A 25,700-nucleotide genomic window follows, 5' to 3' on the forward strand; every position below is an offset into this window, starting at 1 on the left:
CCGACGCGTTGTCCACCGATGGGCGTGATCAGGAGCTTGGTGTCGCCGATGCGGCGGCGGTAGAAGAACGGCACCACCGCGGTGTGGCGCTCGGCACCGCCCTCGCGCAGCACGTCCCAGCCGAGGCCGAGCACGCCGAGGGTGTGCTCGCCGGGCCCGGTGTGGCGCACGAACAGGGGGGAGAGCGTCAGGTGGGTGCGGGCCTCGGTGTCGGCGACGTCACCGAACAACAACAACGGCGCGACCGCGTAGCGTCGCCGTGCGCCGCTGCCCCAGAACACCAAGGGCGCGAGGCCGCCGGCGAGCTCGTCGCGCTGGCGGTGGTGGTAGAAGGGCCCCATCACCAGGGTGTGGCGCTGCTGCGCGGCATCGCGGGCGTGCCAGAACAGCGGCGTGATCACCTGCCAGCGTGTGGTGCCCTTGCGCCCGCCGAAGCTGAGCAGCGGCGGTACGCCGAAGCGCGTGCGATCGCCGGCCTTGGCGTAGAAGCCCAGCGGTGCCAGCACCACCGCGCGGCGCGGACCACCCGCCGCCGCGGGATCGTTCACATGCCAGAACAGGCCCGCGACCGCCTGCACCGCGCGCCCGTCGTCGCGCTTGCTGGCCCAGGTGAGCAGCGGCGGCACGAACATCGCGAAGCCCTTGGGCGTGCGCGCGCCACCGCCGAGCAGCGTCCACACGCCCGTGCGTGTCGGCGAGCTGCGAGAGAAGCCCAGCGGCACGAAGATCCGCGTGGTCGTGTCGGTCACGCGATCGCGGAACTGGAACCACAGCGGCGCCGCGAACACGTTGCGCTGCCGCGGGTCGTCGTACACGCCGACCGGACCCGCGAGCGTGAACGTGCCGCCGGTGAGATGGTTCTTGGTGCGCCACACCAGCGGCGTGGCGGCGAAGATCGAGCGGTCGCGATCGCGATGGCGGAAGGTGAGCGCGACCGGGACCGCCCACGCCGAGCGCCCGCGGGCCCGGTCACTGCGCTGGATCCAGCCCGCGGTCCACAGCTCGCGGCGGTTGCCGAACTCGCTCTCGTGCCACAGCGCGAACGGTGTCACCGCCGCCCAGCGGCGCCCCTTGAGCCGATTGTCGGCGCCCATGTAGAGGAAGCCGAAGTCGAAGCGCTTCAGGCCGCGGCGGAAGCGATAGAAGAGCGGCGCGCCCACGAACCACTCGCGATCGTTGTCGACGATGGCGTCCTGGGTGTTCTTGTTGCCGTACCAGAACAGGATCGCCGACACCGCGCGGAACGACTTGGGCGTCTTCTGCTGGTAGTGGAACGGCACCACCAGCAGGTTCTTCACGAACTTGGTGCCCCACCACCACACCAGCGGGAACTGCCCGAAGTTGAACTGATCGCCGACCCGGCGATAGCCCATCAGCAGCGGCACCGTGCCCCACACGGTCTTGCGCTCCGAGAAGCTGCCGAAGAACAGCGCCGGCAGCGACAACCACCGCCGCTTGCCCTCCGCCGTGCCCCAACCGAACGTGAGCCCGAGGTCGACGTGCAGCAGCCGTTCGGGATGATCCTTGGCGGGGGTGCGGTGCACGAACAACGGCGGCAGCGCGATGCCGCGGGTGCGGTGGGTGTCGTAGGTGCGATCGATCCAGAAGGGCGGCACCGAGCGCGAGCGCAGCAGCTTGGCGCGCACGTCGACGGGAGCGCCCGCCGGGGCCGCGTCGGCGTCGGCGCGATCGCCTGCTGCCGTCGGAGTCGGGGTCGCAGTCGGCGTCGGGGTCGCGATCGGTCGTGGCGGTGCCGGCGGTGGCGCGACCACCGAGACGAGTCCCTGCAGCGACCACGGCGCGAGGCCGAGGTGGGGCGCCGCGGCGTGGGGGCCCACTGCGGGCGGCAGCGCGGCGAGGCGCGATGCGTTCCCGGGCACGCGTGCGTGCAGCGGCGCGCTCGCGTGTGGTCGCGGCAGCACCGTGCGCGTTCGCTGTCGCGCGCCCGAGCTCGCGGCCGCCGCACGCGGCGTCGCGATCGCGATCACCAGCAGCGTCCACGTCACGAGCGCGACGGCGCAGCGGCGGGCCCAGCGGTTGCCGCCCCACGGTCGGGCGAGCTCATCGTCGGGCCACTCCACGGATGGCGCCGGATTATCCAATCCGCGCGGGGGGGTCAACGGCGAAGGGGGCCGTTCGTGCGGCGAAGCGGTCGCGGACGCGGCGACGGGGCGCGTGCTGCTCGCACCGACGTGGGGGAGATCGCGCCGGGGTGGCTTTACAAGCACCGCGGCCAGGGGCCAATCTTCGGCCCCCGTGCGACCCCAGGCAGCCCCGTCCGAGCTGATGATCGACGTCGCGGCCATGCGCCGACGCCACGAGAGCCACGCGTCGGTCATGACGACGCTGCCGCCTGCGTTCGTGGCCAACGCGCTGTCGGGCACCGATGCGACCATCGCCGACGGCGTCGCGGCGGTGCTGTCGATCACGGTGCAGGGCGACGGCAGCGTGATCGTCACCGGGACGCTGCAGGGCGGCTACACCGTGGGCTGCGCACGCTGCCTCGAGCCGGCCGCGGTCGATGCCGCCAGCCAGGTCACGGCGCTGTACGTCATCGAAGGCACCGCACGGCGCCTCCCCGACGTGCGCGCGGACGACGACGAGGACGGCCCCGGCGACGAGGCCGACGGCGACGAGGACCTCTGGCCGTTCGACGGCATGACCCTCGACCTGCGTCCGATGCTGACCGAGACCCTCAAGCTCACCTATCCCATGCGGGCGCTGTGCACCCGCGGTGAGGCCTGCCGCGGGCTGTGCAGCCACTGTGGTGCCGCGCTCAACGAGCAGCCGCCGCAGCCGCTGTGCACCGCCTGCGGCGCGGTCGATCCCGCCGTGCCGCTGGTCGACGAGATTCCCGACGGCAGCGTGAACCGCGGGGCCCTCGCGGACGCGCTGCGCCACCTCGACCCCGATCGCAAGCCCAAGTCGTGAGCTTGCACATCGCGCCGTGAAGAACATCCGCCGCCAGCCCTTGCGCAACGCGAGGTCGCGGTCGTAGAGTCCGGCGCCCGAGTACCGCCATGGCAGTCCCCAAGAAACGCATGAGCCCGCGCAAGCGCGACCAACGTCGCGCGCAGCACGACAAAGTCGCCGCGCCGAACCTGTCGCCGTGCCCGAACTGTGAGGAGCTCATGGTGAGCCATCGCGTGTGTCCGGCGTGCGGCCAGTACCGCGGCCGTCAGGTCGTCGAGGTCGCGCAAGAATAGGATCGCGCGTCGTGGCCTCGGCACGGATCGCGCTCGATGCGTTCGGCGGCGATCACTGCCCGCGCCACGAGGTCGTCGGTGCCGTCGAAGCCGCCCGCGCCGGCGTGCGCGTGGTGTTGGTGGGTGATCGCGAGTCGCTCGAGCGCGAGCTCGCGGCGGCTGCCGGCGGCGAGTCGTTGCCGATCTCCATCCATCATGCGCCCGAGCGCATCACGATGGACGATCACCCCGGTCGCGCGGTGCGGGCCAAGCCCGACGCGTCGATGCCGACCTGCTTCGAGCTCGTGCGCAAGCACGAGGCCGACGCGGTCATGAGCGCCGGCAACTCCGGCGCGATGCTGGCGTGTGGGCTGTTCAAGTTCCGCCGCCTCAAGGGCGTCGATCGCCCCGCGATCGTGGCCGCGCTGCCCAACGTCGACGGCTTCACCTTCGTGCTCGACGTCGGCGCCAACGTCGAGTGCAAGCCGGTCAACTTCGTCCAGTTCGCGCTGATGGGCGCCGCCTATGCCCGCTTCAAGGCGGGATGCCCGCGCCCGCGCGTGGCGGTGCTGTCCAACGGCAGCGAGGACGGCAAGGGCACCGATCTCACCCGCGCCGTGCACGAGCTGCTCGGCGCGCGCAGCAGCGACGACTTCGAGTACGTCGGCTACGCCGAGGGCGGCGGGCTGTTCGACGGCCGCTGCGACGTGGTCGTGACCGATGGCTTCACCGGCAACGTCGCGCTCAAGGTCGCCGAGGCCACCGGTCGCATGGTTGGCGGCTGGCTGCGCAAGGCCGTGACCGCCGACTGGCGCAGCAAGCTGGGCGCACTGGTGCTGCGCGGCGCGTTCGGTCGCCTGCGCGAGCGCATGAATCCCGACAGCTACGGCGCCGCACCCTTGCTGGGTGTCGACGGCGTGGCGTGGCTGTGCCACGGCGGCGCCAGTGCGCGTGCGATCACCATCGCGCTGCAGCAGGCCGCACGCTCGGTCGATCAGGGACTCACCGCCGCGCTCGCCGATGTGCTGACGCGCAACGCGGCGCTGGTCGAGGCCGCCAAGTCCCGCGGCAACGACGGCGGCAACGGGGCGGCTGCGGCCGCGAAGGAAGGATGACGAACGATGGCGAGCGTGGCGTTGGTGTTCCCAGGGCAGGGTAGTCAGCAGGTCGGCATGGGGCGCGCGCTGTTCGAGGCGAGCGCGGCCGCCCGTGCGATCTTCGAAGCGGCCGACGACGCGCTCGGCATGTCGCTGTCGACGATGTGCTTCGAGGGACCCGAAGACGCGTTGGTGCAGACCGCCAACACTCAGCCCGCGATCCTCACCTGCAGCGTCGCCGCACTCGCGGCGCTGCGCGAGCGGTTGTCGATCACGCCGACGGTCGTGCTCGGTCACAGCCTCGGCGAGTTCTCGGCGCTGGTGGCCGCCGGCGCGCTGTCCTTCGCCGACGCGGTGCGACTGGTGCGACTGCGCGGACAGGCGATGCAAGAGGCGGTGCCGCAGGGCACCGGGGCCATGGCGGCGATCATCGGCTTGCCGGTCGAGGAACTCGACGCGCTGTGTGCCGAGGCCGCGCAGGGCGAGGTGGTATCGCCGGCCAACGAGAACGGCGGCGGGCAGATCGTCGTCGCCGGTCACGCCGCAGCGGTCGATCGCTTGGTCGCGTTGGCGAAGTCACGCAAGGCGCGGGCGGTGCCGCTCAAGGTGTCGGCGCCCTTCCACTGCGCGCTGATGGCCCCCGCTGCGCAACGGCTCGCACAGGCGCTCGCCGATGTGCAAGTCGCTGCCATGGGGGTGCCCGTCATCGCCAACGTCGACGCCCAGCCCAACGCCGACGCGGCCGCCGTGAAGGACCTCTTGGTGCGGCAGGTGACCCAGCGCGTGCGCTGGGAGGCCTCGGTGCTGCGGGCCTGCGAGCTCGGTGTCGACACCGCCATCGAGGTCGGCCACGGCAAGGTGCTGACCGGGCTCGTGAAGCGCATCGCGCCGAGCCTCACGATGCACTGCTGCGGTTCCCCGGCCGATATCGATGTGCTAAACGGGGCCCATGTCGGAGCCTGACGCCGCGGCTGCCACCGGGATCGACCTGCACGGGCGCGTCGCGTTGGTGACCGGCGCGAGCCGGGGCATCGGTCGGGCGATCGCGCAACTGCTCGCGCGTCGTGGTGCCGCGGTCGCCGTCAACTATGCCCGCGGCGAGGCGGCGGCACGCGAGGTCTGTGACGCGATCGAAGCCGCCGGTGGCAAGGCGCTCGCGGTCGGCTTCGACGTCGGCGACGAGGCGGCGGTCGAGGCCGGCGTCAAGCAGGTCGTCGAGGGCTTGGGTGGCCTGGACATCCTCGTCAACAACGCCGGCGTGTCCATCGACGCGCTGCTCATGCGTGCCAAGGCCGACGACTTCGACGCGCTGGTGCGGACCAACCTGCGCGGCGCGTTGCTGTGCGCGAAGGCTTCGGTGCGCCACCTGCTGAAGGCCAAGCACCACGGTCGCATCATCAACCTCTCGAGCGTGGTCGGCGAGCAGGGCAATGCCGGGCAGGCGATGTACGCCGCGACCAAGGCCGGGCTGCTGGGCATGACCAAGTCGCTCGCGCGCGAGCTCGCCGGCCGCGGCATCACCGTGAACGCGGTCGCGCCGGGCTTCATCGAGACCGACATGACCGCCGCCGCGCTGCAGGGCGACGCTCGCAAGCGGCTGCTCGACCAGATCCCGCTCGGCCGCGTCGGTGCGCCCGAGGAGATCGCCGAGGCGGTCGCGTTCTTGGCGTCGCCGGCGGCGGCGTACATCACCGGTCACACGCTGCGGGTCAACGGAGGCCTGCTCATCTGACCGTCGCGCGCGGCCGCGCCGTCGCCCGAGTTCCGCACCCCCCGCGCCGCGGGCATGATCCCCGAACCGAAGTTTGTCGCCCGAGACCACGCACATCAGGAGCCCAGCAAAGACATGAGTGGAGACATCGAAGCCCGAACCAAAGAGATCATCTGCGAGCAGCTCGACGTGAAGCCCGAGGACGTCAGTGAGGCCAAGAGCTTCACCGAGGACTTCGGCGCCGACTCGCTGGCGATCGTGGAGCTGGTGCTCGCGCTCGAGGAGCAGTTCGAGGTGAAGATCCCCGACGACGAGGTCGACAAGATCAAGACCGTCGGCGACGCGATCGCCTACATCAAGGCGCACAAGGGCAACTAGCCGCCGTCGACGGGCGCCCGTCCGGGGCGCGCGGCGGTGGCCGTCGACGCCCGCGCGAGCGCAGCGGTCGCATCGGCGGTCGGCGGCGAACCAAGCCCATCGCCCGCGTCGCTTCGCGTGACGCGGGCGTCCTTCGGGCTCCGGCAGGGACAAGGGGGAGCAGTGGCACGCAGGAGAATCGCGATCACCGGCATCGGCCTCGTCACGCCGCTTGGCGTCGGCACGGACCTCACGTGGCGGCGGCTGTGCGCGGGTGAGTCCGGCATCGGTCCGATCACGCGCTTCGACGCGCGCGAGTTCACCACCACCATCGCGGGCGAGGTACGGGACTTCGACGCCACGCAGTGGATCCCCAAGCGGAACCTGCGGCAGATGGACCTGTTCATCCAGTTCGCGCTCGCGGCCGCCGACATGGCCGTCAAGCAGGCCGGCCTCGATCCCGCGACCGGTGGCGAGCGGCCCGACCCCGAGCGCTGGGGCTGCTACGTCGGCGCCGGCATGGGCGGGCTCGGCATCATCGAGTCGACCTACAAGACCCTGCTCGAGAAGGGCCCCCGCCACGGCATCAGCCCCTACTTCACGCCCTCGGTGATCATCAACCTCGCGCCGGGGCAGATCTCGATCGCCCACGACTGCCGCGGACCCAACATGAGCATGGTCTCGGCGTGCTCGACCGCGGCCCACTCGATCGGCGAGGCCGCGCGGGTCATCGAGCGCGGTGACGCCGATCTGATGATCGCCGGTGGCAGCGAGTCGACCGTCACGCCGCTGGGCATCGGTGGCTTCTGCTCGGCGCGCGCGCTCTCGCAGCGCAACGACGAGCCCACCAAGGCCTCGCGTCCGTTCACCGCCAGCCGCGACGGCTTCGTCCTCAGCGAAGGCGCGGCGATCCTCGTGCTCGAGGCCTACGACCGCGCGGCCGCCCGCGGCGCGCCGATTCTCGCGGAGGTCGTCGGCTACGCCGCCAGTGCCGACGCCCACCACATCACCGCGCCGTCGCCCGGGGGCGAGGGCGCCGCGCGCTGCATGCAGCTGGCGCTGCGCGACGCGGGGCTGTCGCCCGAGCAGATCGGCTACATCAACGCCCACGCGACCTCGACGGCCGCGGACTCGAGCGAGACCAATGCCATCCGCACGGTGTTCGGCGCCTACGCCCACAACGGCCTCGCGGTGAGCTCGACCAAGTCGATGCACGGCCACCTGCTCGGCGCCGCCGGTGGCCTCGAAGCGGCCATCTGTGCGCTGGCGCTGCGTGACGGCATCCTGCCGCCGACCATCAACCTCGACGATCCCGATCCCGAGTGCGACCTCGACTACGTGCCCCACGAGGCGCGGCGCAGCTCGGTCGAGTACGCGATGAGCAACAGCTTCGGCTTCGGTGGCACCAACGCGGCGCTGGTGCTGCGCCGCGCCGGCGCGTGAGTCCGACCATGCGCCTGCACTTCGCCAGCGATCACGGAGCGGTGGCCCTGCGGCGCGACCTCGTCGAGGCCGCCCGCGGCGACGGTCACGAGATCGCCAGCGAGCTCGGGCCCGACGATCCCAGCCGCTCGGTCGACTACCCCGAGATCGCCCAACAGCTGTGCGAGCGCGTGCTCGCCGACGCCGGCTCGCTCGGCGTGCTGTGCTGCGGCACCGGTCAAGGGGTCGCGATGGCGGCCAACCGCATCGCGGGCATCCGCGCCGCGGTGCTGAGCGATGCCTTCAGCGCCGAGATGGCACGGGCGCACAACGACGCCAACGTGCTGTGCATGGGCGGGCGCGTGATCGGGCTGGGCTTGGGGCGCACGCTGCTGCGGACCTTTCTCGCGACACCCTTCGAGGGCGGACGCCACGCCCGGCGGGTCGCACTGCTCGAACAACTCTCGCGGCGGTAGGCGCCACACCGGCCTGGAGTCGACCCCTTGCTCTGCCCGGTCTGCCGCAACCCCAACACCAAGGTGCTCGACTCGCGCGAGGGCAAGGACGCGCTGTCGATCCGGCGTCGGCGGCAGTGCGAGGGCTGCGGTCATCGCTTCACCACCTTCGAGCGCATCGAAGAGAACCTGCCGGTCGTGCTCAAGCGCGGCGGCGGGCGCCAGCCCTTCGATCGCAACAAGCTGCTGGGCGGGCTCAAGCTGGCCTGCCGCAAGCGACCGGTGAAGCCCGAGCAGCTCGAGCACCTCGTGCAGCAGGTCGAGCAGTGGGCGGTGACGCGGGGCGATCGCGAGGTCCATGCGGCCGAGATCGGTGAGCGGGCCATGCACTACCTGCACGAGCTCGATCCAGTGGCGTACGTGCGCTTCGTGTCGGTCTACCGCAGCTTCGAGAGCGTCGCGGAGTTCGAGCGGCTGCTGCACGAGATGGAGAAGGCCGAGCACGTCGATCCGGTCGGACAGCGCACGCTGTTCGAGGCCGCGGCCGAGCGCGCGCGTGCGACCAAGGGCGAGGGCACGTGACGCGCATCGACGACGCGCACGCGATGGCGCGCGCGGTCGCGGCCGCGCGGCGGGGCACCGGCGCCACCTATCCCAACCCCAGCGTGGGCGCGGCGATCGTGCACCGCGGCGAGCTGGTCGCGGTCGCCCGCAGTGCCGCCACCGGGGGGCCGCACGCGGAGGTCCGCGCGATCCGGCGCGCCGGTGCGCGGGCCCGCGGCGCCACGCTGTTCGTCACGCTCGAGCCGTGCTGCCACACCGGCCGCACCGGTCCGTGCACCGACGCGATCATCGCAGCCGGCATCCGCGAGGTCGTCGTCGGCGTGCGCGATCCGGCCCCGCATGCCGCCGGTAAGGGCATCGCCAAGCTGCGCCGGGCCGGCGTGCGCGTCCGCGAGGGGCTCGCGGCCGAGCTCGCGGCCGCGACCCACGAGCACTACATCCACCACGTCGTGCATCGTCGGCCGTTCGTCACGCTCAAGGCTGCGGTCTCGGTCGACGGGCGCATCGCCGTACGCACCGGCGACTCCAAGTGGATCAGCGACGAGCACGCCCGACGCGACGCCCATCGCCTGCGGGCGCAGCACCACGGCATCGCGGTCGGCATCGGCACCGTGCTCGCCGACGATCCGCGGCTCGACGTGCGCTTGGTCGCCGGTGTCGATCCCATCGCAGTGGTGTTCGACACCAACCTGAGGATCGCGACGGCCAGGCCCACGCCGCAGGTACTGCGGCCTGGCACACTGGTGCTGCACGGGCGTCGCGCGAGCGCGAGCGCACGTGAGGCGGTCGCGCGGGCCGGCGCGGAGCCGATCGCGATCGCCACCGATGCGCGCGGCCGACTCGACGTCGCCGCTGCGCTCGACGTGCTCGGGGCCCGGGAGCTGCGCTCGCTCTTGGTCGAGGGTGGCGGGGCGCTGCACGGCGCATTCGTGGCCGCGGCCGCGTGGCAGCGCCTCGTGGTCTACGTCGCGCCGCGGCTGCTGGGGCAGGGGCCCGCGCTGGTCGACGGGGTCGGGTGGGAGCGGGTCGCCGACGCGCCGCAGCTGGCGCTCGAGTCGTGCCAGCGCCGCGGCGACGCGCTGCGCTGCAGCTGGTTGCCGGCTGCGTCGACGCCGGCCGCGGCGGCGCCCACGAAGCGGGCGCGACGGGCCCGGCTGCGGTAGAACTCGAAGCCGATGTTCACCGGACTCGTGCGCACCGTCGGTACCGTCGTGGCGGTGACCGAGGTCAGCTCTGGCCGTCGGCTCGCCATCGAAGCCGAACTGCCGCCCGCCGATCTCGAACTCGGCGCCAGCGTGTGCTGTGCGGGCGTCTGCCTCACGGTGGTGGCGTCGCGGCCTCGTCACTTCGAGGTCGAGGTCGCGTTCGAGAGCCTGCGGCGCACCAGCATCGGTCGCTGGCAACGCGGCCAGCGCATCAACCTCGAGCCCTCGCTGCGGGTCGGCGATGCCCTCGGCGGGCACCTCGTGAGCGGCCACGTCGATGCCGTCGCGAGCGTGCGCAGCGTGACCGCGCGGGGCGATGCCCGCGAGCTCTGGATCGACCTGCCGCGCGAGCTCGCGCCGTTGGTCGCCGCCAAGGGCTCGGTGTGCCTCGACGGCACCAGCCTCACCGTCAACGACATCGACGCCCGGGGCTTCATGATCGGCCTGGTGCCACACACGCTGGCGGTGACCACGTGGGGACGCACGGCGGTCGGTGACGCCATCAACCTCGAGGTCGACGTGCTGGCACGCTACGTCGCGCGCCTGCTGGAGGCCCGTGGCGATGGCGTGACGATGGGCTTGCTGCGCGACGCCGGACTGCTCGCCGATGCGGGGGTGCGGTCGTGACGGCCATTGCCGCGGTCGAAGCCGCCATCGCCCGCGTCCGCGCGGGCGGCATGGTCATCATGGTCGACGACCAGGATCGCGAGAACGAGGGCGACCTCGTGATCGCGGCCGAACACTGTCGGCCCGAGGACGTCAACTTCATGTGCGTGCACGGTCGCGGGCTGGTGTGCCTGGCGCTGACCGCCGAGCGCGTGGCCGCGCTGCAGCTGCCCATGATGGTCCGCACCCACGCCGCCGACATGGGCACCGCGTTCACGGTGTCGATCGAGGCCCGCGAGGGCGTGACGACGGGTATCAGCGCCGCCGATCGAGCTCGCACGATCCGCGTCGCCGCCGATCCGACCCAGGGGCCCGACGCGGTGGTGAGTCCGGGCCACATGTTCCCGCTGCGTGCGCAGCCCGGCGGCGTGCTCGTGCGATCGGGCCACACCGAGGGCGCCGTCGACCTCGCGCGGCTGGCTGGACTCGTGCCCGCCGGTGTCATCTGCGAGATCATGCGCGACGACGGCGAGATGGCGCGCATGGACGACCTCGAGCGCTTCGCCACGCGCCACGATCTGCCGATCCTCGCGATCGCCGATCTCATCGAGTACCGCCTGCAGCGCGAGACCCTGGTCGAGGAGGTCGCCCACGCGCCGCTGGCCTCGGCGGCGTTGGGGCTGTCGCCCTCGCAGGGCTGGACCATGCGGACCTTCCGCTCGACGGTGCGTCCGCAGGTCTACTACGTCGCGATGTGCAAGGGGGCGATCGCGGGCGATCAGCCGACCTTGGTGCGGGCGCAGCGGGCCCGCGTGCTCGGCGACGTGTTCGGCTTCGGCGAGGACAGCGGTCGTCGCATCCGCGCCGCGCTGCGCCAGATCGATCGCGCCGGCGCCGGCGTGTTCCTCTACGTGGTCGCCGCCGGCAGCATGGAGCTCGACGGCGTGACCGATGCGCCGCCGGCGGGGGCCGAGGGCGGGCAGGGCGAGTTCCGCCAGTTCGGCCTCGGTGCGCAGGTGCTCGCGCGGCTGGGCCTGCACCGCATCCGCGTCATCACCGACAACCCCCGCAAGATCGTCGGCCTGCGCGGCTTCGGCATCGAGGTCGAAGGCACCGTGCCGATGGAGGACCCGGCGTGAGCGTGCCCCACGGTGGTCCGACCCGCGTGCTGCTGTGCGTCGCGGGCGGCATCGCGGCTTACAAGGCACCCGAGCTGGTGCGGGCGTTCATCGCCCGCGGCTGCGAGGTGCAGTGCGTGACCACGCCCGCGGCCAAGGCGTTCGTCACCGAGCTCTCGCTCGCGACGGTCAGCAAGCGGCCGGTCCGCGCCGCGGTGGTCGACGCCGCCGAGGAGGGCCACGTCGGCCACATCGAGCTCGCCGACTGGGCCGACGTGGTGGTCGTGGCCCCGGCGACTGCCGACGTGCTGGCCCGTGCGGCCGCGGGCATGGCCGACGATCTGGTCACGGTCGTACTGCTCGCCACGCGGGCCCCCGTCGTCTACGCCCCGGCGATGAACAGCAACATGTGGCAGCACGCGGCCACGGTCGCCAACCTCGCGACGCTCGCGGCCCGCGGGGCGAGCTTCGTGGGGCCCGATCGCGGCGAGCTGGCCTGTGGCTGGATCGGCGCCGGTCGGATGATCGACCCGCCACTGTTGGTGGACGGGGTGCTGCAGCAGCTCGCACGTGATCGCGACCTCGCGGGCCTACGCCTGCTGGTCTCGGCCGGGCCCACGCGTGCGTACCTCGATCCGGTGCGCTTCCTGACCAACGCCTCCACCGGTGCGATGGGCTTCGCGCTCGCCGAGGCCGCCGCTGCACGCGGGGCCGACGTCACGCTGGTCGCCGGTCCCGTGCAGCGCGCGACGCCGCCGGGCGTGACGCGGATCGACATCGACACCGCCGTGGCGCTGCATCGCGAGATGGATCGTTCGCTGCGCGAGGCGCCGGCCCAGCTGGTGGCGATGGTCGCGGCGGTCGCCGATGTGGCGCCCCGGGTCGAGTCCGCCGGCAAGCTCGACAAGCCCGCGCTGCTCGACCGCCTCGGGGCCTCGCCGTGGGTCGAAGGCATCGACGTACTTGCGCAGCTGTGCGCCGATCACCGCGCGCACGCGCTCATGCTCGGCTTCGCGGCCCAGACCGCCGATGCCGATGCCGATGTCGATCAGGTCCGCGACGGCCTGCTGGCGGCGGCGCGCGCCAAGCTGGCGGCCAAGCGCGCGCACGCGTTCTTCGTGAATCGCGTCGGGGTGCCGGACACCGGCTTCGCCACCGAGACCAACGCCGGATGGCTGATCCGCGAGGGGCACGACGACGCCGCTGATTCCGGCCCGCCGCGGCCGAAGCTCGCGCTGGCGCACTGGTTGCTGGACGAGCTGCGCGGCGCATGGCCGCGGGGGTCCGTGTGAGCACCGACGAGCGTGGCACCCATCCGCGCGAGCTTGCGCGACGGTTCGCGGCGGTGCTGGCCGAGCATCGCGCGGCGTGGGAGCTGCAGTACTGGCCGGCGGGCGGGATGCCGTGGCCGGTCGCGGCCGGCGACGCGGCGACCGAGCACGTGCATGCCGCGATGGACCCCGCGGCTGCGTCGGCCACCGTGGCAGCGCCCGCCACCGTCGCGCCGCCAGCCTCGGGCGCGCGGCTGCCGATCGCGGACGCGACCGCGGCCGACGCTGCGCGGGCCGTCGTGACCCAGAGCGCCACCGATCTGCGCGACCGCGCGGCGCAATGGGACACTGCGACCAAGCTCGAGTACCTACGCCGGCGCAACGTCGGCGATTGCCAGCGCTGCGCGCTGTCTCGGACCCGCACCAACATCGTGTTCGGGGTCGGCAATCCCGAGGCGCGGATCATGTTCGTGGGCGAGGCGCCCGGCGCCGACGAAGATCGCCAGGGTGAGCCCTTCGTCGGACGCGCGGGCCAGCGCCTGAATCAGTGGCTGACGACGCTGGGGCTCTCGCGCGCCGACGTGTACATCGCGAACGTGCTCAAGTGCAGGCCGCCGGGCAATCGCGATCCGAGGCCCGAAGAGGTCGATCGTTGCTCGCCGTTCCTGCAGGCGCAGATCCGTGCCATCGCCCCGGCGGTGTTGGTCGCACTCGGTCGTCACGCCGGCATGCTGCTGAGCAAGCGCGACGATCTCTCGCTGCGTGCCATGCGAGGCGCGACGCTCCACTACGAGGTGCAGGCGACGGGTGATCGCGCGACTGCGCACCGCATCCCGATCGTCGTCACCTACCACCCGGCGTACGTGCTTCGTCAAGAGGGATCCGAAGGCGACGGCGAAGCTGCCGAGCGGCTGGTGATGCAGGACTTGGAGCGTGCACTCGCCTGGGTTCGTTCCGCAGATGCGCCGCGCAGTTGACGGACGGGACGCCGCGCCACTAAGGTATCGGCCCCATCGCGAAGGCGTGTCCATGACGAAGGCAGAACTCATCGAACGCATCGCCCGCTCACGCTCGCTGCCCCCCGACATCACCAAGAAAGACATCGACCGCATCGTGACGGTGGCGTTCGACGAGATCGCCAACTACTTCGCCCGTGCGAAGGTCACCCGCACGTCGAGCCCGAAGTTCTCGTTCCCTCGCTTCGGCACCTTCGTGAAGAAGCGCCGCAGTGCGCGACGCGGCGTCAACCCGCGCACGCTCGAGCCGATGAACATCGACGCCTTCTTCACGCTCGACTTCCGCACCAGCGGCGAGCTGCGCGACGCGATGAACCTCGCGAAGCCCGAGTCCGACGCGCCGACGAGTCGGCGCGGCGCGAAGGCCAGCGGGCCGCGCGTGCAGTCGGCTGCCCGCGCGATCGAGGTCGCAGCCGCACCGATCGACGCTGAACTCGACGCGCGCCTGCCTGCGCCTGGGCTGCAGCGCGTGCGTGGTGCCGCCGCCGGCGGGCGCGTGCGATCGGCCTGAAGCCGCGACCATGGCGAAGAACACCACCGCGAGGATCTTCGGCGCCATCGCGGATCTCTGTCTGCGACGCCCAGGCACGGTGCTGCTGGTCGCGCTGCTGCTGTGCGTCGGCGCGGGTGTGCTCGCCAGCGGCCTGCGAGTCAGCACGTCGCGCACCGGCCTGGTCTCGGACGACCAGCCCGAGCAGGCCAAGCTGCGGCGCTTCCAGGAGCGCTTCGGTCGGCCCGAGTCGCCGCTGGTGTTGGTCGCCGGCGGCACGCCGGAGCAGCGCCGGGCCATCGTCGATCGATTGAGCGAGGCCTACGAGCAGGAGCCCGAGTTCGCGGGCCGCGTGCTCGGTCGCATCACCCCCAAGACCATCGCCGAGGTGTTGCTGCTGCAGCGCGCCGACGCGATGGCGCAGCTGCGGGCAGCGTTGCCCCCCGGGGTCGAGCTGGCACCGCTGGTCGAAGGCGGTGCAGTGGCGTGGATGGCCGCGATCGCCGATCGCCTCGAGGGGGCCATCGACGGTGCCGCCGCGGCGGACGGCGAGGACGGCCAGGGCGCGGCTGCTGCTGCTGCTGCGGTCCCGATCGATCGCGCGGCCGAGGGGCTCGCCGGTCTCGGCAGCCTCGCGACCGCGCTCGACGACTACATCGCCGGCAAGAACGCGATGGATCGCTTCGTCGGTGCCGGCACGACCGTGATGCGACGGGGGGTCGACGAGCTCGGCTACCTCGTGACCGGCAACGGCGACGCGCACATGGTCGCGCTGTACCCCGAGCTCGTCAGCGACGAGGGCGCGGCGGTCGAACCGATGGTGCGAAGGATCCGCGAGATCCGTGACGTCGTGCTGGCCGATGCGCCCGCGGGCGTGACGGCCGACGTGACCGGCCTTCCGGCCATCATCGTCGACGAGCTCCACGTGGTGCAGCAGGGGCTGCAGCTGTCGACCGTGGTGTCATCGCTGGCGATCATCGGGCTGTGCTGGCTGCTGTTCCGCTCGTTGTTCCAGACCATCCTCGCCAACCTCCCGTTGCTGCCCGGCGTCGTGCTCACGCTCGGCGTGGTGCAGGTGGTCTACGGCCATCTGAACCTCATCACCTCGAGCTTCGTCGCGGTGCTGCTCGGCCTCGGCATCGACTTCGCCGTGCACATGTTGTCGCGGTTCAACGAGGCCATGCGGGCCGGCGTCGATCGCCCGACGGCGGTGCGGCAGGCCCTGATCGCGACCGGGCCGGGCATCTTCGCCGGCGCGGCGATCACCGCCGTCGGCTTCCTCGCCGGCGTGACCACCGAGTTCACCGCGTACGGCGAGCTCGGGGTCATCACTGCGGTTGGCCTGCTGATGGTGATGACCGCCACGTTCACGGTGCTGCCGTCGCTGTTGGCGCGCGCGCTGTCGCGTGTCGGTCGCGCGGTCGCGCCCGAGCCCCCGGGGTTGTCGCGGCTGCCGGCGTTGGTCCGTCGGGCCCGCTGGCCGCTGGCCGTGATCGGCGTCGGCACCGGGCTGGTGGGCGCTCTGCTGATGCCGCGGGTCGAGTTCAACCCGCGCTACTTCGACTTCCTCCCTGCCGAGGCCGAGAGCGGTCGTGCGCTCGTGCAGCTCGAGTACGATCCCATCGCCTCGCCGGTGTTCGCCAACCTCAGCGCGCCGGACTTCGAAGAGGCCCGCGCGATGACGCAGACGCTGCGTGGACTCGATACCGTCGCGGGCGTGCAGTCGGCCACGGACCTCGTGCCGCCGCTCGACCCCGCGAGCAAGGCGGCGCTCGCCGCCGGCTTCGCCGGCATCGGCCGCGACCCCGACTTCGCGCGCCTGGCTACCGCCACCACCGACGCCGCCGCGCTGCAGCGCGAGGTCGATCGGGTCATCGATGCGCTCGACGAGGTCCGCTTCGCCATGGCGCAGGTCGGCGTCGATGGCCAGGCTGCGGTCACCAGCAAGGCCGCCTTCGAGGGCCTGCGGACGCGGCTGCGCGGCCTCGACGACGCCGAGCGCGAGCGGCTGCGCGTCATCGGGGCCCGCGTGGCCGAGGTGCTGGCACCCGCGTGGACCACGGCGCGCCGCGTGGCCCAGCGCCAGAGCGTGCTGCCGAGTGATCTGCCGCCGCTGTTCGCTCGACGCTTTGCGAGCAAAGATGGCCAGGCGCTCGCCCTCTTCGTGGTGCCGGCGGGCCGCTTCTGGGAACGCGAGGTCGCCGAAGCGTTCGCGGCCGACATCCGCACGGTGGATTCCGAGGCGTCGGGGCTCGCGCTCGACCACGTGGCGCACGGCACGATGATCCTCGCCGGCTTCAAGCGGGCAGCCGTCATCGCGGCGGTCGGGATCTTCGCGATCCTCCTGCTCGACTTCCGCAGCGTACGCGACGCGATCCTGGCGCTGTTGCCCACGTTGGTGGGTTGGGGCTGGATGATCGCCGTGATGGTGGCGCTGGGCTGGACCTTCGACGTGGCGAACATCGTGTCGCTGCCGCTGGTGCTCGGCATCGGCATCGCCTACGGCGTGCACCTCATGCACCGCGTACGCGAGGGCGATCCGCGGCCCGACTCGTCGATGCCCAACGTGCGACCCCGGCTCGACGACGCCGTGGTCGGCACCGGCGGGGCGATCGCCGTGGCCGCATTGACGACGGCGGCGGGCTTCTCCGCGCTGATGGTGCAGCAGTACGGCGGGATGTTGTCGCTCGGACGCGTGATGGTGCTCGGGATCGGCACGTGCTTGGTCGCGACGCTGTTGGTGCTGCCGGCCGCGCTGCTGCTGAGCCGTCGCGCCGAGTGAGCCCCCGCGCGGTCGCGGCCGCGGCCCCCCGCGCGGTCGCGACATCGACCCGCCAAATGGCGACGCGCCGCGAGCCCGGGTGGGCTGGCGGCGCGTCAGGGATGCGAGCCGGAGGCGGAGGCTACTGCGGCGCGACCAGGGTGTCGGAGGCCGACGGGTTGGTGGTCTTCGACTTGGCGCGGATGGTGTTGTTGCCCGCGGTCGGAGCGTTCGCAGGCTGCACCTCGGCCGGTTCCGTGGTCGGCGGCGTGCGGCTCGGGGCGGGCTTGATGCGCTTCGGGCCGGCCTGCGTGCGGACGGGGCCGCTGGGGGCCGGCGAGGGATCGCGGCTGGGGCCAGTGCCAGGGTTGGCCTTGGTCGGGCCGCTATCGCCGTTGTCGACGTGCTTGATGGGCTTGGTGCCGCTGCCACCCCCGCCATTGATCGCCTTGGTGCGGTCGTCGATCTTGGTGGGCGCGCTGTGGTGGTGGACGGCCTTGCCCGAGCTCGACGACGAGGGCTGATTCGGTGCGGCGCTTCGACCCGAGCTCGACGAGTAGGAGAACGAGCAGGCGCTCAGGGCGAGCGCGACAAGGGCCGAAGTCAGCAGGCCACGGGAAACGGAGCGGTTGAGCATGGACATCATCCCTCGCGAAGACCGGCTGCAACGACGTGACCCCAGGTGGGACTATTCAGGCGGGCCACGAACCGCCGGACAACGCGCCCATGCTCGCACAGATCGCGCTCGGACCGCCCGCGAGCCGCGGCAGGACGGGGCGGCGCCGTCGTGCGGCTCGCTAGGCGCCCGCAATCGGGAGGCGATCGCTGCGTAGGGCGGCTTTGCCCCGGCGCCGCTCCACCGTTGCTTCGTCGCCGTACACCCAGGGACGACCGGGGTCGTCGAGCGACGCGAAGGCCTGTGTCCACGCGCGATAGCTGCCGCCGTGCTCGACCGCGCGCAACGCCGCGTGCCCGCCCGCGAGTCCGTGGCGGGCGATGAGCCACTCGACGTGGGCCCACTTCGGCGATTGGGGGCGGAGCTGCGCGATGCCCTGGAGCTTGCGCGCGATCGCCTTGAGTCGACCCGACGCCACCTCGACGCCGACGAACCCGTGACCGTCGAGTGGCGTGTTGCGCTTGGCCACGAAGGTCGAGATGCCGAGCGTGATGCGGGTGAGTTGGGCAAGCTCGCGCACGAACTCGACCAGCTCGTCGACGTCATCCTCCGTCTCGGTCGGCACGCCGATCATCTGGTAGACCTTGAGCCCGCGCAGGCCGCCGTGGTCGCGCACCAGGGTCGCGGCGTTGCGCAGCGCGGCGACGTCGATGCGGCGCCGTAGGAGGGTTCGCAGTCGCTCGCTGATGCCGTCCGAGGCGACGGTGAGCTGGCGATAGCCGCCGCGCGCGAGCGCGTCGACCAGGGACGGCGTGAGGCGGTCCGCCCGGAGGCTGGAGATGCCGACGCCGCGTCCCGACTCGACGATACGGGACACCAGTGCCTCGAGCTGCGGATGGTCGGTGACCGCCGCCCCGACGAGACCGACGCGCTTGGCGTGCGCCGGCACCACCGCGAGGGCGCGTTCCATGTCGAGCAGGCGCATGCCACCGGTGCTGGCGCCACGCATCACACAGAACGTGCATTGCCGCGAGCAGCCGCGCTCGGGCTCGACGAGGAACATGTCGGCCAGCTCGGTGTGCGGCGTGGTGATTGCGGAGAAGGCGGGCAACAGCTCCCGCGGCGCGATGGCGCAGGTCGGCAGCGGCGCGACGCGGCCGGGCTCGTGCTCGCCGAGGATCGTGTGGGGGAGCTCCGCGAGCTGCGTGAGCGCGTCGTCGCGGTCGCGCGCACCGAGGATGAGGCGCAGCGCCTGGGGCAGCAGCTGCTCCGCCTCACCGCAGATGAGGACGTCGACGAACGGCAGCAGACACGAGGGATTGGTGTCCGTGAGCGGGCCGCCAGCGATGACGATGGGGTCGCGCTCGCGGCGATCGGCGGCCAGCACCGGGAGGCCTGCGCCGCGCAGCAACCGGATCACACCCGCGACCTCGAGCTCGTACGCAACCGAGATACCGACGATGCGATAGTCCGACAGCGGTCGCTGGGCCTCGTAGGTGAGCACCGCGGCCGCTGGCGGCGGCCAGCTCAGGCGCTCGCCTGCCCAGGCGTCGGGCAGGAACGCGCGATGACAGCCGATGCCGCTCGCCCACAGCTCGCGGTACAGCGTCTGGAAGCCGAGGCTCGACATCCCGACCGCGTACGGGCTCGGGTACGCGAGGCACACGTCGCTTGGCTGCGACAGACCCAGCGTGCCCACCTCGGCGGCGAGCCGTTCACGGATGACCGAGCGCTCGCGCTCCGTCACGCGGCTTCAGAACCGCAGCGACGCGCCAGCACCAGCGCCACCGGGGAGCAGCGTGGGGCCAACACCTGTGAGACGGACTCGCGCCGGCACGCGCGCTTCCTCGTCCTCGGCCTCGCGGGCCTTCTTGCGCGCGCTCTTCTTCTTCTGCGAGGCGTACACGCCGAGCAGCGCGGCACCGGTCACCAGCAGCGCGCCACCGGCCACGAAGAACACCACGGTGCCGACGTTGTTGCGGGGCAGCTTGTTGCGATCGAGGTCGAACACCTCGTCGTCGGCGTAGTTTCCCGGTGGGAAGCCGGTGGGGCCAGGCGACGCCAGCGCAGCGAGGTCGTTGGCCTTCTTGTTGGCGAGACCGACGCTCACGCCGCCCGCGATCACGCCCGCGGCGCCGAGACCGGTGAGCAGCGCACCGGTGATCATGAGCGGGCTCTTTCGCTTCGATTCCTTCTCGTCGAGCTCGCGCTCGATGGCCTCGTCGCGCGCCGAGCTGCGGCTGCTGAGGACGGGTGCGTCGTCCTCACCGTCGACCTCCTGCGCGGTCGTCGTGTTGGTCGTCGTCGTCGTCGGCGGGGCCACGTTGGCGCAGCCGCTGCGATCGATCTCCATGATCTTGACCTGCGCCTCACCGCGGTTCGGATCCTCGGGCACGAGGTCGAGGAAGCGCTGGAACGCTGCGCGGGCCTTGACGCAGTCACCCACGCCGTAGGCGGCGATGCCGATGTTGAAGTTGAACTTGTGCTTGTCGGGCGTGTAGTTGTAGTACGCGTCCTCGAAGCGCTCGAGCGCGGTGGCGTTGTCGCCCGCCTCGAGTGCGCCGAGGCCCTCGCCGAACAGCTGCTTGGCGCGCTCGAGCTTCTGCTCGGGCGTCATCGCGGACGGGTCGCCGCCGGGGCTCGACGGCGGCGGTGCGGCGAGCACCGCCGAGGGGATGCCGAGCGACGTCGACAGGGCCAGGCACAGGGTCTTCGCGAGAACGGGCGCGCGCATGGAGAGATGAAACCTCGGAGGAGTGAATCGCGGAAAACCGGGCCGGACGTCAACCAAACGGGTCGACGGCCTTGGGCGGCTTGCTGCCGCCGGGCTTGCTGCCGGACGGCTTCTTGGGCTTCTTGGGCTTGCTCGCCTTGGGCTTGCTCGCCGCCGGCGTCGGGGTTGCGGCCGCGGGCGGTGTGCCTGCGGTGGCAGCGGGATCCGTGCCCGGAGCCACCGGCGTGCCCGGGGCGGCCGGTGCGTTCGGATCGACCGGGGTGCCGGGAGCGACGGCCACACCCGGGGCACCCGCGACTGGCGTGCCTGGCGGTGTGCCCGCGACCGGCTGCGTCGGCGCGGCGGGCGTAGCCCCCGGAGCCGGCGGTGGCGGGGTGGCGGCCTTCGCTTCCGCGGCCGGGGCAGCGGCGGCGGCCGGGGCGGGCGTCGCCGGCGGAGGATCGCTGGGGCGCAGCAACAGCATGCCCGCGACCACCGCACCGAGGATGACGATGCCGCCACCGATGCCGAGGCCGAGGCCGAGGCCGCTGCCCGACTTCGGCGGCGGCGCGTGCATGTCGTAGCCGGGATGTCCGTGGGCGTCGGGCGGCGCCATCGGCATCGGGCCGATGGTGGTCCCGCCCGGCACCGCGACCGGTTCCGGCTCGGGCTCGGGCTCGGGCATCGTCGGCGTCATCGCCAACTCGTCCACGAGTTGGCCGAGCAGGTCGTCGAAGGCGTCGGCGTCGCGTCTGGTGGCTTGGTTCACGGACGTTGGTCCTTTGCTCCCGAAGTCAGCGGGGATTCTAGCCGTTGTGCGGCGTCTGCCACAAGGGATCGAGGGGAATCAGAGTCGGGCGCGGAGCTTCGGGTGACCCGTCGCCGTTGCACGCGACGACCCGCAAGAAGTGCCCGACGATGTTCGTGTGCGATGTCGCGGGTCATCGAGCAACGTGGCCGCGACCGGCTCGCTGAGTGCTCGAATCAAGCATGATACACGGCGGCGCAGCTCGGCGAAATCGGCGAGTTGCCGCGCGGAGGGCGGCGTGGCGGTCTTGGGGTATCGCCCGCGGGCGCCATTGTCGTCGATGGCTCGCTCGCCGGCCCCCGTGTGGGACGCGGACGTAGGCGGCCGTGCCGTCGCGCGCGTGTCGTCGTGGGACGCGGGCAGCTGCCACAGGGTCAGCGTGCGCTCGTCCATGTACAGCGCGCGGCTCACCTCGAGCTGCAACGCGTGGATGCCTTCGGCCGGTCTGCCGAAGCGCCGCACGAGCTCGCCGCCGAGGTACGGGTCGTTGAGCCGCACCGAGAGGCGCGGTGCACCCTCGCCCGCGGGTCCGCGAGCGGCATCGAGCGCGTCGAGCGCCATCCGTTCGACCGCCGCCCCACAGGCGCGCCCGCAGAGGCTTCCCACCACGAGATCGACCCCGACGCTGCAGGGCATGCTGTGGGCATCGAGCAGGATCGCGTAGCCGAAGCGGGCCCGGCGACGTGCGAGCAGGATCTCCAACGCGCGGTGGTAGGGCTCGTGGAAGCGAGCGATGCGCTCGCACAGCGCGGCGTAGGCGAGCGGCCCGCGGTGCAGCGGGACGTTGTCCAGCGCGTGGGTCCACACGACGCCGCGTCCGGGGCGCGGCGGCGGAGCGTCGTGGTCGACGGTGGCGGCGACCGGTACACCCGGTCGCCGGCGCGGTCGTGGATCCGGGTGATCGGGCACGACGCTGGCGGAGATGTCGTCCGCGGCGCGATTGAGATCGACGACCAGCCGGCTGTACTCCGCCTGGATCGCGACGGCTCCGCGGCGGGCCGCGTCCCCGTACAGCGAGTCGACCGCGTAGTCGGCGTTGCGACCGAAGTCGGTGGGCGGCTGTGGGCCCAGCTCGTGCGGCCACGCGAGCCCGACGTGGGGCAGGCTGATCACCAGCGGCGACCAGGCGTTGGCGGCCGTGAGACGAAACGGCAGGCACGCGTGCGCGGGCAATCCGAGCTCGTCGGGGCTCAGGGTCTCGTCGCTCGCATGCTCGCTGCGCGTCGTCACCGGGACGCGGAGCATAGCAGCCGAGGCGCCACGGATGCGGCCGCGGCGACCACCTTGGGACCGCACGTGACGGCTGCGCCGCGCGTCAGCGTTTGGGCCGGCCCGCCGGTGCCACCGGCGTACTCGCGGGGTTCCACACCGACCCCCGGGCAATCCCGATCTGCAGACCCACCGCCAGTCCGAGCACGAAGGCACCAGAGTCGACGCCGCTCTCGCCGACCACCGCGACCTGCGAGCCGCGACGGAAGCCGAACGCGTATCCCGCCCGCGCGGTCGCGCGGTAGCCGATGCGCGGTGTGGCCACGCCGTCGGGAAGATCGTCGTACTCGCGGCCGCTCACGCCGCCGCGCACGCCGGTGAACCACTGACCCGCGTAGTCGTGGAACTTCGTGTGCAAAAAGCGGGTGTAGGTCGCGCCCGTGTCGGTCGTGAACCCGCGTCGCGCGATCACGTCGTACCAAAGGCGCGTGTCGATGAGCACCTGCCGCTCGAGCCCGAGCTGGATGCCGGCGTCGAGCTGCACGAACGGCGCACCGATGCCGTCGCCGCGGCGCAGCCGATCGGCCTGGGCGATCGCGGCGTCGTAGAGGAACCCCGCACGCACCCGCACGCCGCGGGGACGATCGACGTACGACGGGTCCTCGACGATGCTGCGGATACGGTGGACGAGCCGCGCACTCTCGCGGCGCGCGAGCAGGCCGCGGGCGCGCAGCACCGCGAGCACGGCCGCGGTGCGTGGCCATGCCGAGAAGGTGTTCGATCGGCGATAGATCGCGTCGCGCAGCGCACGACGGGTCTCCTCGTCGGGTTCGTGGGCGAGGTTGTTCTCGCTGCGCAGCGCGTCGACCAGTGCGTCGACGACGAGGTCACTGCCGCGGTTGAGGTAGCGACCGTAGCCGAGCCCGCCCGCGGGGATGACGTCGAGCGAGACTCGAGTGTCGGAAAGGCGCGACTGCTGGCCACCGCCGAAGTTCTCCACGCCAACGTGAACGAGGCGCTGCGAGATGCCGAGCTCGCCGAAGGCGTGCACGTCGGTGCGGCCGAAGTAGACGTGGGCATCGCCCGCACCGGCCAGCGACTGCGCGACGAAGAACACGTCGCCGGTGTCGTCGCCCATGTCGGGTAGGCTGGTGACGTCGCCGTTGCGGACACGGCTGCCGAGCTCGCCACGCACCGCGAAACCCCAGCGCGCGCGCTCGTCGACGTAGTACGCCCGCGCCGCAATGCCGCCGTCGGCGAGCAGTGGCTGCTGCTTCGACGCCGTGTCGACCCCGAGGTCGAGCTGGCCCAGCACGAAGGTGAAGGCCCGCTCGCGCGCGCGAACGTTGGCCGGCAGCGGCTTGTCCCGTGCGGTGGGATCGTCTTGCTCCTCGGGCGCGACGCTGGCCTCGCCCATGGTGCCGAGCTGCGGGCCGGCGACCAGCGGCTCGTCGCCGCTGGTGTCGGCGCCCGCGGCCCCGGGCGCCAGTCGTGCGTCGTCGCGGGGGGTCTGGCCGAGCTGGCGCAGCGCTGCCGCGGCGTCGTCGCGCACGAAGGTATCGATGCTGCGATCGGCGTAGATGCGCTGCAGCGGCGCGACGGCCCGCGCGTCACCGATCTTGCCGAGGCTCTCGATCGCGATCGAGAGCACCGCGTCGTAGCGCTCGGTCTCGACGATCTTCAGCAGCGGCTCGACCGCGTCCTTGTCGCGGCGTTCGCCGAGCTCGGCGGCGATCTCCCGCCTGCGCTTGCGCCACGCGTCGTCCTCCATGCCGGTCGGGCGGGCCTCGAGGATCTCGAGCTCACTGGGCTCGTCGGCCGCAGGGGCGACCCGCGCGAGCGCGACCGTGGGCACCGTCAGCGCGGTCGACAGGGCCACCGCGAGCGCGGCGACGGAAGCGAGCCGATGGCGTCGCCGAGCGCCGAGGTTCATCCGGGATCGAGCCTTCCGCAGTAGCCGATGATGCCTTCGATCGCCGCCGCCGCCGGGTTCGGATCCATCATCTGCGTGGTCGCGGGATCGACCTGCGCGAGCTCGGGGCAGCTGGTGGCCTCGATACAGGTGACGACGACGTCGCCCTGCGCCGCCTCGCTGGCTTCGACGGTGTCGACGCAGGCGTCGAAGTCACGCTCCTGGGTGTTCATGTCGCCGTCGTCCTCGACCGAGGGCCACAGCACACCACAGCCCGCGAGCTTGCGACATGCGTCCCACGCCGTGAACTCGGCGTCGGGCGCGGCGTCGCAGCCGAGCGCGAGTCCGGCCGGCTCGTCGCACGCTCCGTAGTAACCCTGCTGGTTGCCGCCGCACGCCGTGAGGGCCGCGACGAGCAGCGTCGTGAGTCGGGCGCGCGTCGACATCGACGACGCCCACGTTAGCGAGGCGGACACGACGCCGTCAAACAGGGCTGTACACCCCGCGTGGTCGATTGCGTCGGGGTGCGCGGGCCCCAGAACCCGGGTGCCGACGACGTGCTGCGGTGACGCTGCGAGGTCTCGGCACATCGCGACGCGACTGGGCCGCACTTCGTGCAGCCTGCCACAGCCGCCCACCGAACTTGCGCCGCGACGCGCTCGACACGGAAAGTCGGGACGATCGGGGGTCTGTCTCGGTGGACTGGCCACGGTCGGGTCATCGACCCGCGCGCCCCCGCGAGTCGATCGCGGGTGGGGCGGTTGCTCGACCCTGGCGATCCTCCTCGACGTGTGCTGCGGACGACCGCTCGGGTGACCGGGCGGTCGTTCTTTTTCCGGCGCGAAGCCGACGGCTGCCGCGAGCGTCGCCCCCCGGCCGCACCCCCTCGCGAGGGAGGGGGAAGGTCGGGTGGTGACCCCACCGGGAATCGAACCCGGGTTTCAGGGATGAGAACCCTGCGTCCTAACCGCTGGACGATGGGGCCGTTGGGCGATGCTCGAGGTCGGGCTGACGAGTTGGTTCGGGGACAAGGATTCGAACCTTGATAGACGGAATCAGAATCCGTAGTCCTACCATTAGACGATCCCCGAGCGAGGTCTCGTGTGGCTGCGGAAGATGCAAGAGGCCGGCGCGGCTGTCAAGACGGAAACTGCTCGGTTTCGACACGGTTTCGACGGGGGAGG

General features: G+C 72.1%; 23 protein-coding genes and 2 tRNA genes. 16 read left to right on the forward strand and 9 right to left on the reverse strand.

Annotated features, from left to right (window positions below; translation table 11 throughout):
- The first annotated feature begins 2,256 nt into the window (after positions 1-2,256).
- The 16 genes from IPH07_04560 (at position 2,257) to IPH07_04635 (ending at position 17,279) form a co-directional block, all read left to right on the forward strand.
- The gene (locus tag IPH07_04560) at positions 2,257-2,931 is read left to right on the forward strand and encodes a DUF177 domain-containing protein (protein ID MBK6916655.1); all 675 of its coding nucleotides are present in this window, start codon (positions 2,257-2,259) and stop codon (positions 2,929-2,931) included.
- 89 nt (positions 2,932-3,020) lie between these two features.
- Positions 3,021-3,206 (forward strand): 50S ribosomal protein L32, encoded by a 186-nt coding sequence (rpmF, locus tag IPH07_04565; GenBank protein ID MBK6916656.1) that lies wholly within the window; start codon positions 3,021-3,023, stop codon positions 3,204-3,206.
- An 11-nt stretch (positions 3,207-3,217) separates the two neighbouring features.
- On the forward strand, positions 3,218-4,300 hold the full coding sequence (gene plsX, locus IPH07_04570) for a phosphate acyltransferase PlsX (protein MBK6916657.1): 1,083 nt from the start codon (positions 3,218-3,220) through the stop codon (positions 4,298-4,300).
- Between the two features lie 6 nt (positions 4,301-4,306).
- A complete protein-coding gene (fabD, locus tag IPH07_04575) occupies positions 4,307-5,245 on the forward strand; it encodes an ACP S-malonyltransferase (GenBank protein ID MBK6916658.1) in 939 nt (312 codons plus the stop codon).
- On the forward strand, positions 5,232-6,014 hold the full coding sequence (gene fabG, locus IPH07_04580; protein MBK6916659.1) for a 3-oxoacyl-[acyl-carrier-protein] reductase: 783 nt from the start codon (positions 5,232-5,234) through the stop codon (positions 6,012-6,014). Before fabD ends, fabG begins: the two co-directional genes overlap by 14 nt.
- A 114-nt stretch (positions 6,015-6,128) precedes the next feature.
- A complete protein-coding gene (locus IPH07_04585) occupies positions 6,129-6,371 on the forward strand; it encodes an acyl carrier protein (protein ID MBK6916660.1) in 243 nt (80 codons plus the stop codon).
- A gap of 162 nt (positions 6,372-6,533) precedes the next feature.
- The gene (gene fabF / locus IPH07_04590; GenBank protein ID MBK6916661.1) at positions 6,534-7,793 is read left to right on the forward strand and encodes a beta-ketoacyl-ACP synthase II; all 1,260 of its coding nucleotides are present in this window, start codon (positions 6,534-6,536) and stop codon (positions 7,791-7,793) included.
- Positions 7,794-7,801: 8 nt separating this feature from the next.
- A complete protein-coding gene (gene rpiB, locus IPH07_04595; protein ID MBK6916662.1) occupies positions 7,802-8,248 on the forward strand; it encodes a ribose 5-phosphate isomerase B in 447 nt (148 codons plus the stop codon).
- Positions 8,249-8,275: 27 nt separating this feature from the next.
- Entirely contained in the window at positions 8,276-8,809 is a 534-nt protein-coding gene (gene nrdR / locus IPH07_04600; protein MBK6916663.1) for a transcriptional repressor NrdR, read from the forward strand.
- Positions 8,806-9,954, forward strand: a complete 1,149-nt coding sequence (gene ribD, locus IPH07_04605; GenBank protein MBK6916664.1) for a bifunctional diaminohydroxyphosphoribosylaminopyrimidine deaminase/5-amino-6-(5-phosphoribosylamino)uracil reductase RibD — start codon at positions 8,806-8,808, stop codon at positions 9,952-9,954. Before nrdR ends, ribD begins: the two co-directional genes overlap by 4 nt.
- Positions 9,955-9,966: 12 nt before the next feature.
- The gene (locus IPH07_04610; protein ID MBK6916665.1) at positions 9,967-10,623 is read left to right on the forward strand and encodes a riboflavin synthase; all 657 of its coding nucleotides are present in this window, start codon (positions 9,967-9,969) and stop codon (positions 10,621-10,623) included.
- 50 nt (positions 10,624-10,673) lie between these two features.
- Positions 10,674-11,741: a 3,4-dihydroxy-2-butanone-4-phosphate synthase gene (gene ribB, locus IPH07_04615; GenBank protein MBK6916666.1), complete on the forward strand. Its 1,068-nt coding sequence runs from the start codon at positions 10,674-10,676 to the stop codon at positions 11,739-11,741.
- Complete coding sequence (coaBC, locus tag IPH07_04620) at positions 11,738-13,012, forward strand: bifunctional phosphopantothenoylcysteine decarboxylase/phosphopantothenate--cysteine ligase CoaBC (protein MBK6916667.1); 1,275 nt, start codon at positions 11,738-11,740, stop codon at positions 13,010-13,012. Before ribB ends, coaBC begins: the two co-directional genes overlap by 4 nt.
- Before the next feature lie 188 nt (positions 13,013-13,200).
- Entirely contained in the window at positions 13,201-13,968 is a 768-nt protein-coding gene (locus IPH07_04625; protein ID MBK6916668.1) for a uracil-DNA glycosylase, read from the forward strand.
- Entirely contained in the window at positions 13,952-14,518 is a 567-nt protein-coding gene (locus IPH07_04630) for an HU family DNA-binding protein (protein ID MBK6916669.1), read from the forward strand. The genes IPH07_04625 and IPH07_04630 overlap by 17 nt, the downstream gene beginning before the upstream one ends.
- Positions 14,519-14,528: 10 nt before the next feature.
- Positions 14,529-17,279, forward strand: a complete 2,751-nt coding sequence (locus IPH07_04635) for an MMPL family transporter (GenBank protein MBK6916670.1) — start codon at positions 14,529-14,531, stop codon at positions 17,277-17,279.
- Positions 17,280-17,400: 121 nt separating this feature from the next.
- Here IPH07_04635 and IPH07_04640 read toward each other — a convergent pair whose 3' ends face one another.
- The 9 genes from IPH07_04640 to IPH07_04680 all read right to left on the reverse strand — a co-directional run bounded on the left by IPH07_04640 (position 17,401) and on the right by IPH07_04680 (position 25,607).
- Entirely contained in the window at positions 17,401-17,895 is a 495-nt protein-coding gene (locus IPH07_04640) for a hypothetical protein (protein ID MBK6916671.1), read from the reverse strand.
- Between the two features lie 160 nt (positions 17,896-18,055).
- The gene (locus IPH07_04645; protein ID MBK6916672.1) at positions 18,056-19,621 is read right to left on the reverse strand and encodes a radical SAM protein; all 1,566 of its coding nucleotides are present in this window, start codon (positions 19,619-19,621) and stop codon (positions 18,056-18,058) included.
- A 6-nt stretch (positions 19,622-19,627) separates the two neighbouring features.
- A complete protein-coding gene (locus tag IPH07_04650) occupies positions 19,628-20,608 on the reverse strand; it encodes a tetratricopeptide repeat protein (GenBank protein MBK6916673.1) in 981 nt (326 codons plus the stop codon).
- Positions 20,609-20,657: 49 nt separating this feature from the next.
- Positions 20,658-21,356 carry a hypothetical protein gene (locus IPH07_04655; GenBank protein ID MBK6916674.1) on the reverse strand — a complete coding sequence of 233 codons (699 nt, stop codon included), beginning with the start codon at positions 21,354-21,356 and terminating at the stop codon, positions 20,658-20,660.
- A gap of 78 nt (positions 21,357-21,434) precedes the next feature.
- The gene (locus tag IPH07_04660; protein MBK6916675.1) at positions 21,435-22,625 is read right to left on the reverse strand and encodes an N-formylglutamate amidohydrolase; all 1,191 of its coding nucleotides are present in this window, start codon (positions 22,623-22,625) and stop codon (positions 21,435-21,437) included.
- Positions 22,626-22,710: 85 nt separating this feature from the next.
- Entirely contained in the window at positions 22,711-24,537 is a 1,827-nt protein-coding gene (locus tag IPH07_04665) for a HEAT repeat domain-containing protein (GenBank protein ID MBK6916676.1), read from the reverse strand.
- A complete protein-coding gene (locus IPH07_04670; protein MBK6916677.1) occupies positions 24,534-24,962 on the reverse strand; it encodes a hypothetical protein in 429 nt (142 codons plus the stop codon). The genes IPH07_04665 and IPH07_04670 overlap by 4 nt, the downstream gene beginning before the upstream one ends.
- Before the next feature lie 464 nt (positions 24,963-25,426).
- A tRNA-Glu gene (locus tag IPH07_04675) sits at positions 25,427-25,501 on the reverse strand.
- A gap of 32 nt (positions 25,502-25,533) precedes the next feature.
- Positions 25,534-25,607 (reverse strand) — tRNA-Gln (locus IPH07_04680).
- Positions 25,608-25,700: the final 93 nt, after the last annotated feature.

The sequence above is a fragment of the Deltaproteobacteria bacterium genome (assembly GCA_016709225.1).
Classification (GTDB): domain Bacteria; phylum Myxococcota_A; class Polyangia; order Nannocystales; family Nannocystaceae; genus Xiheibacterium; species Xiheibacterium phototrophicum.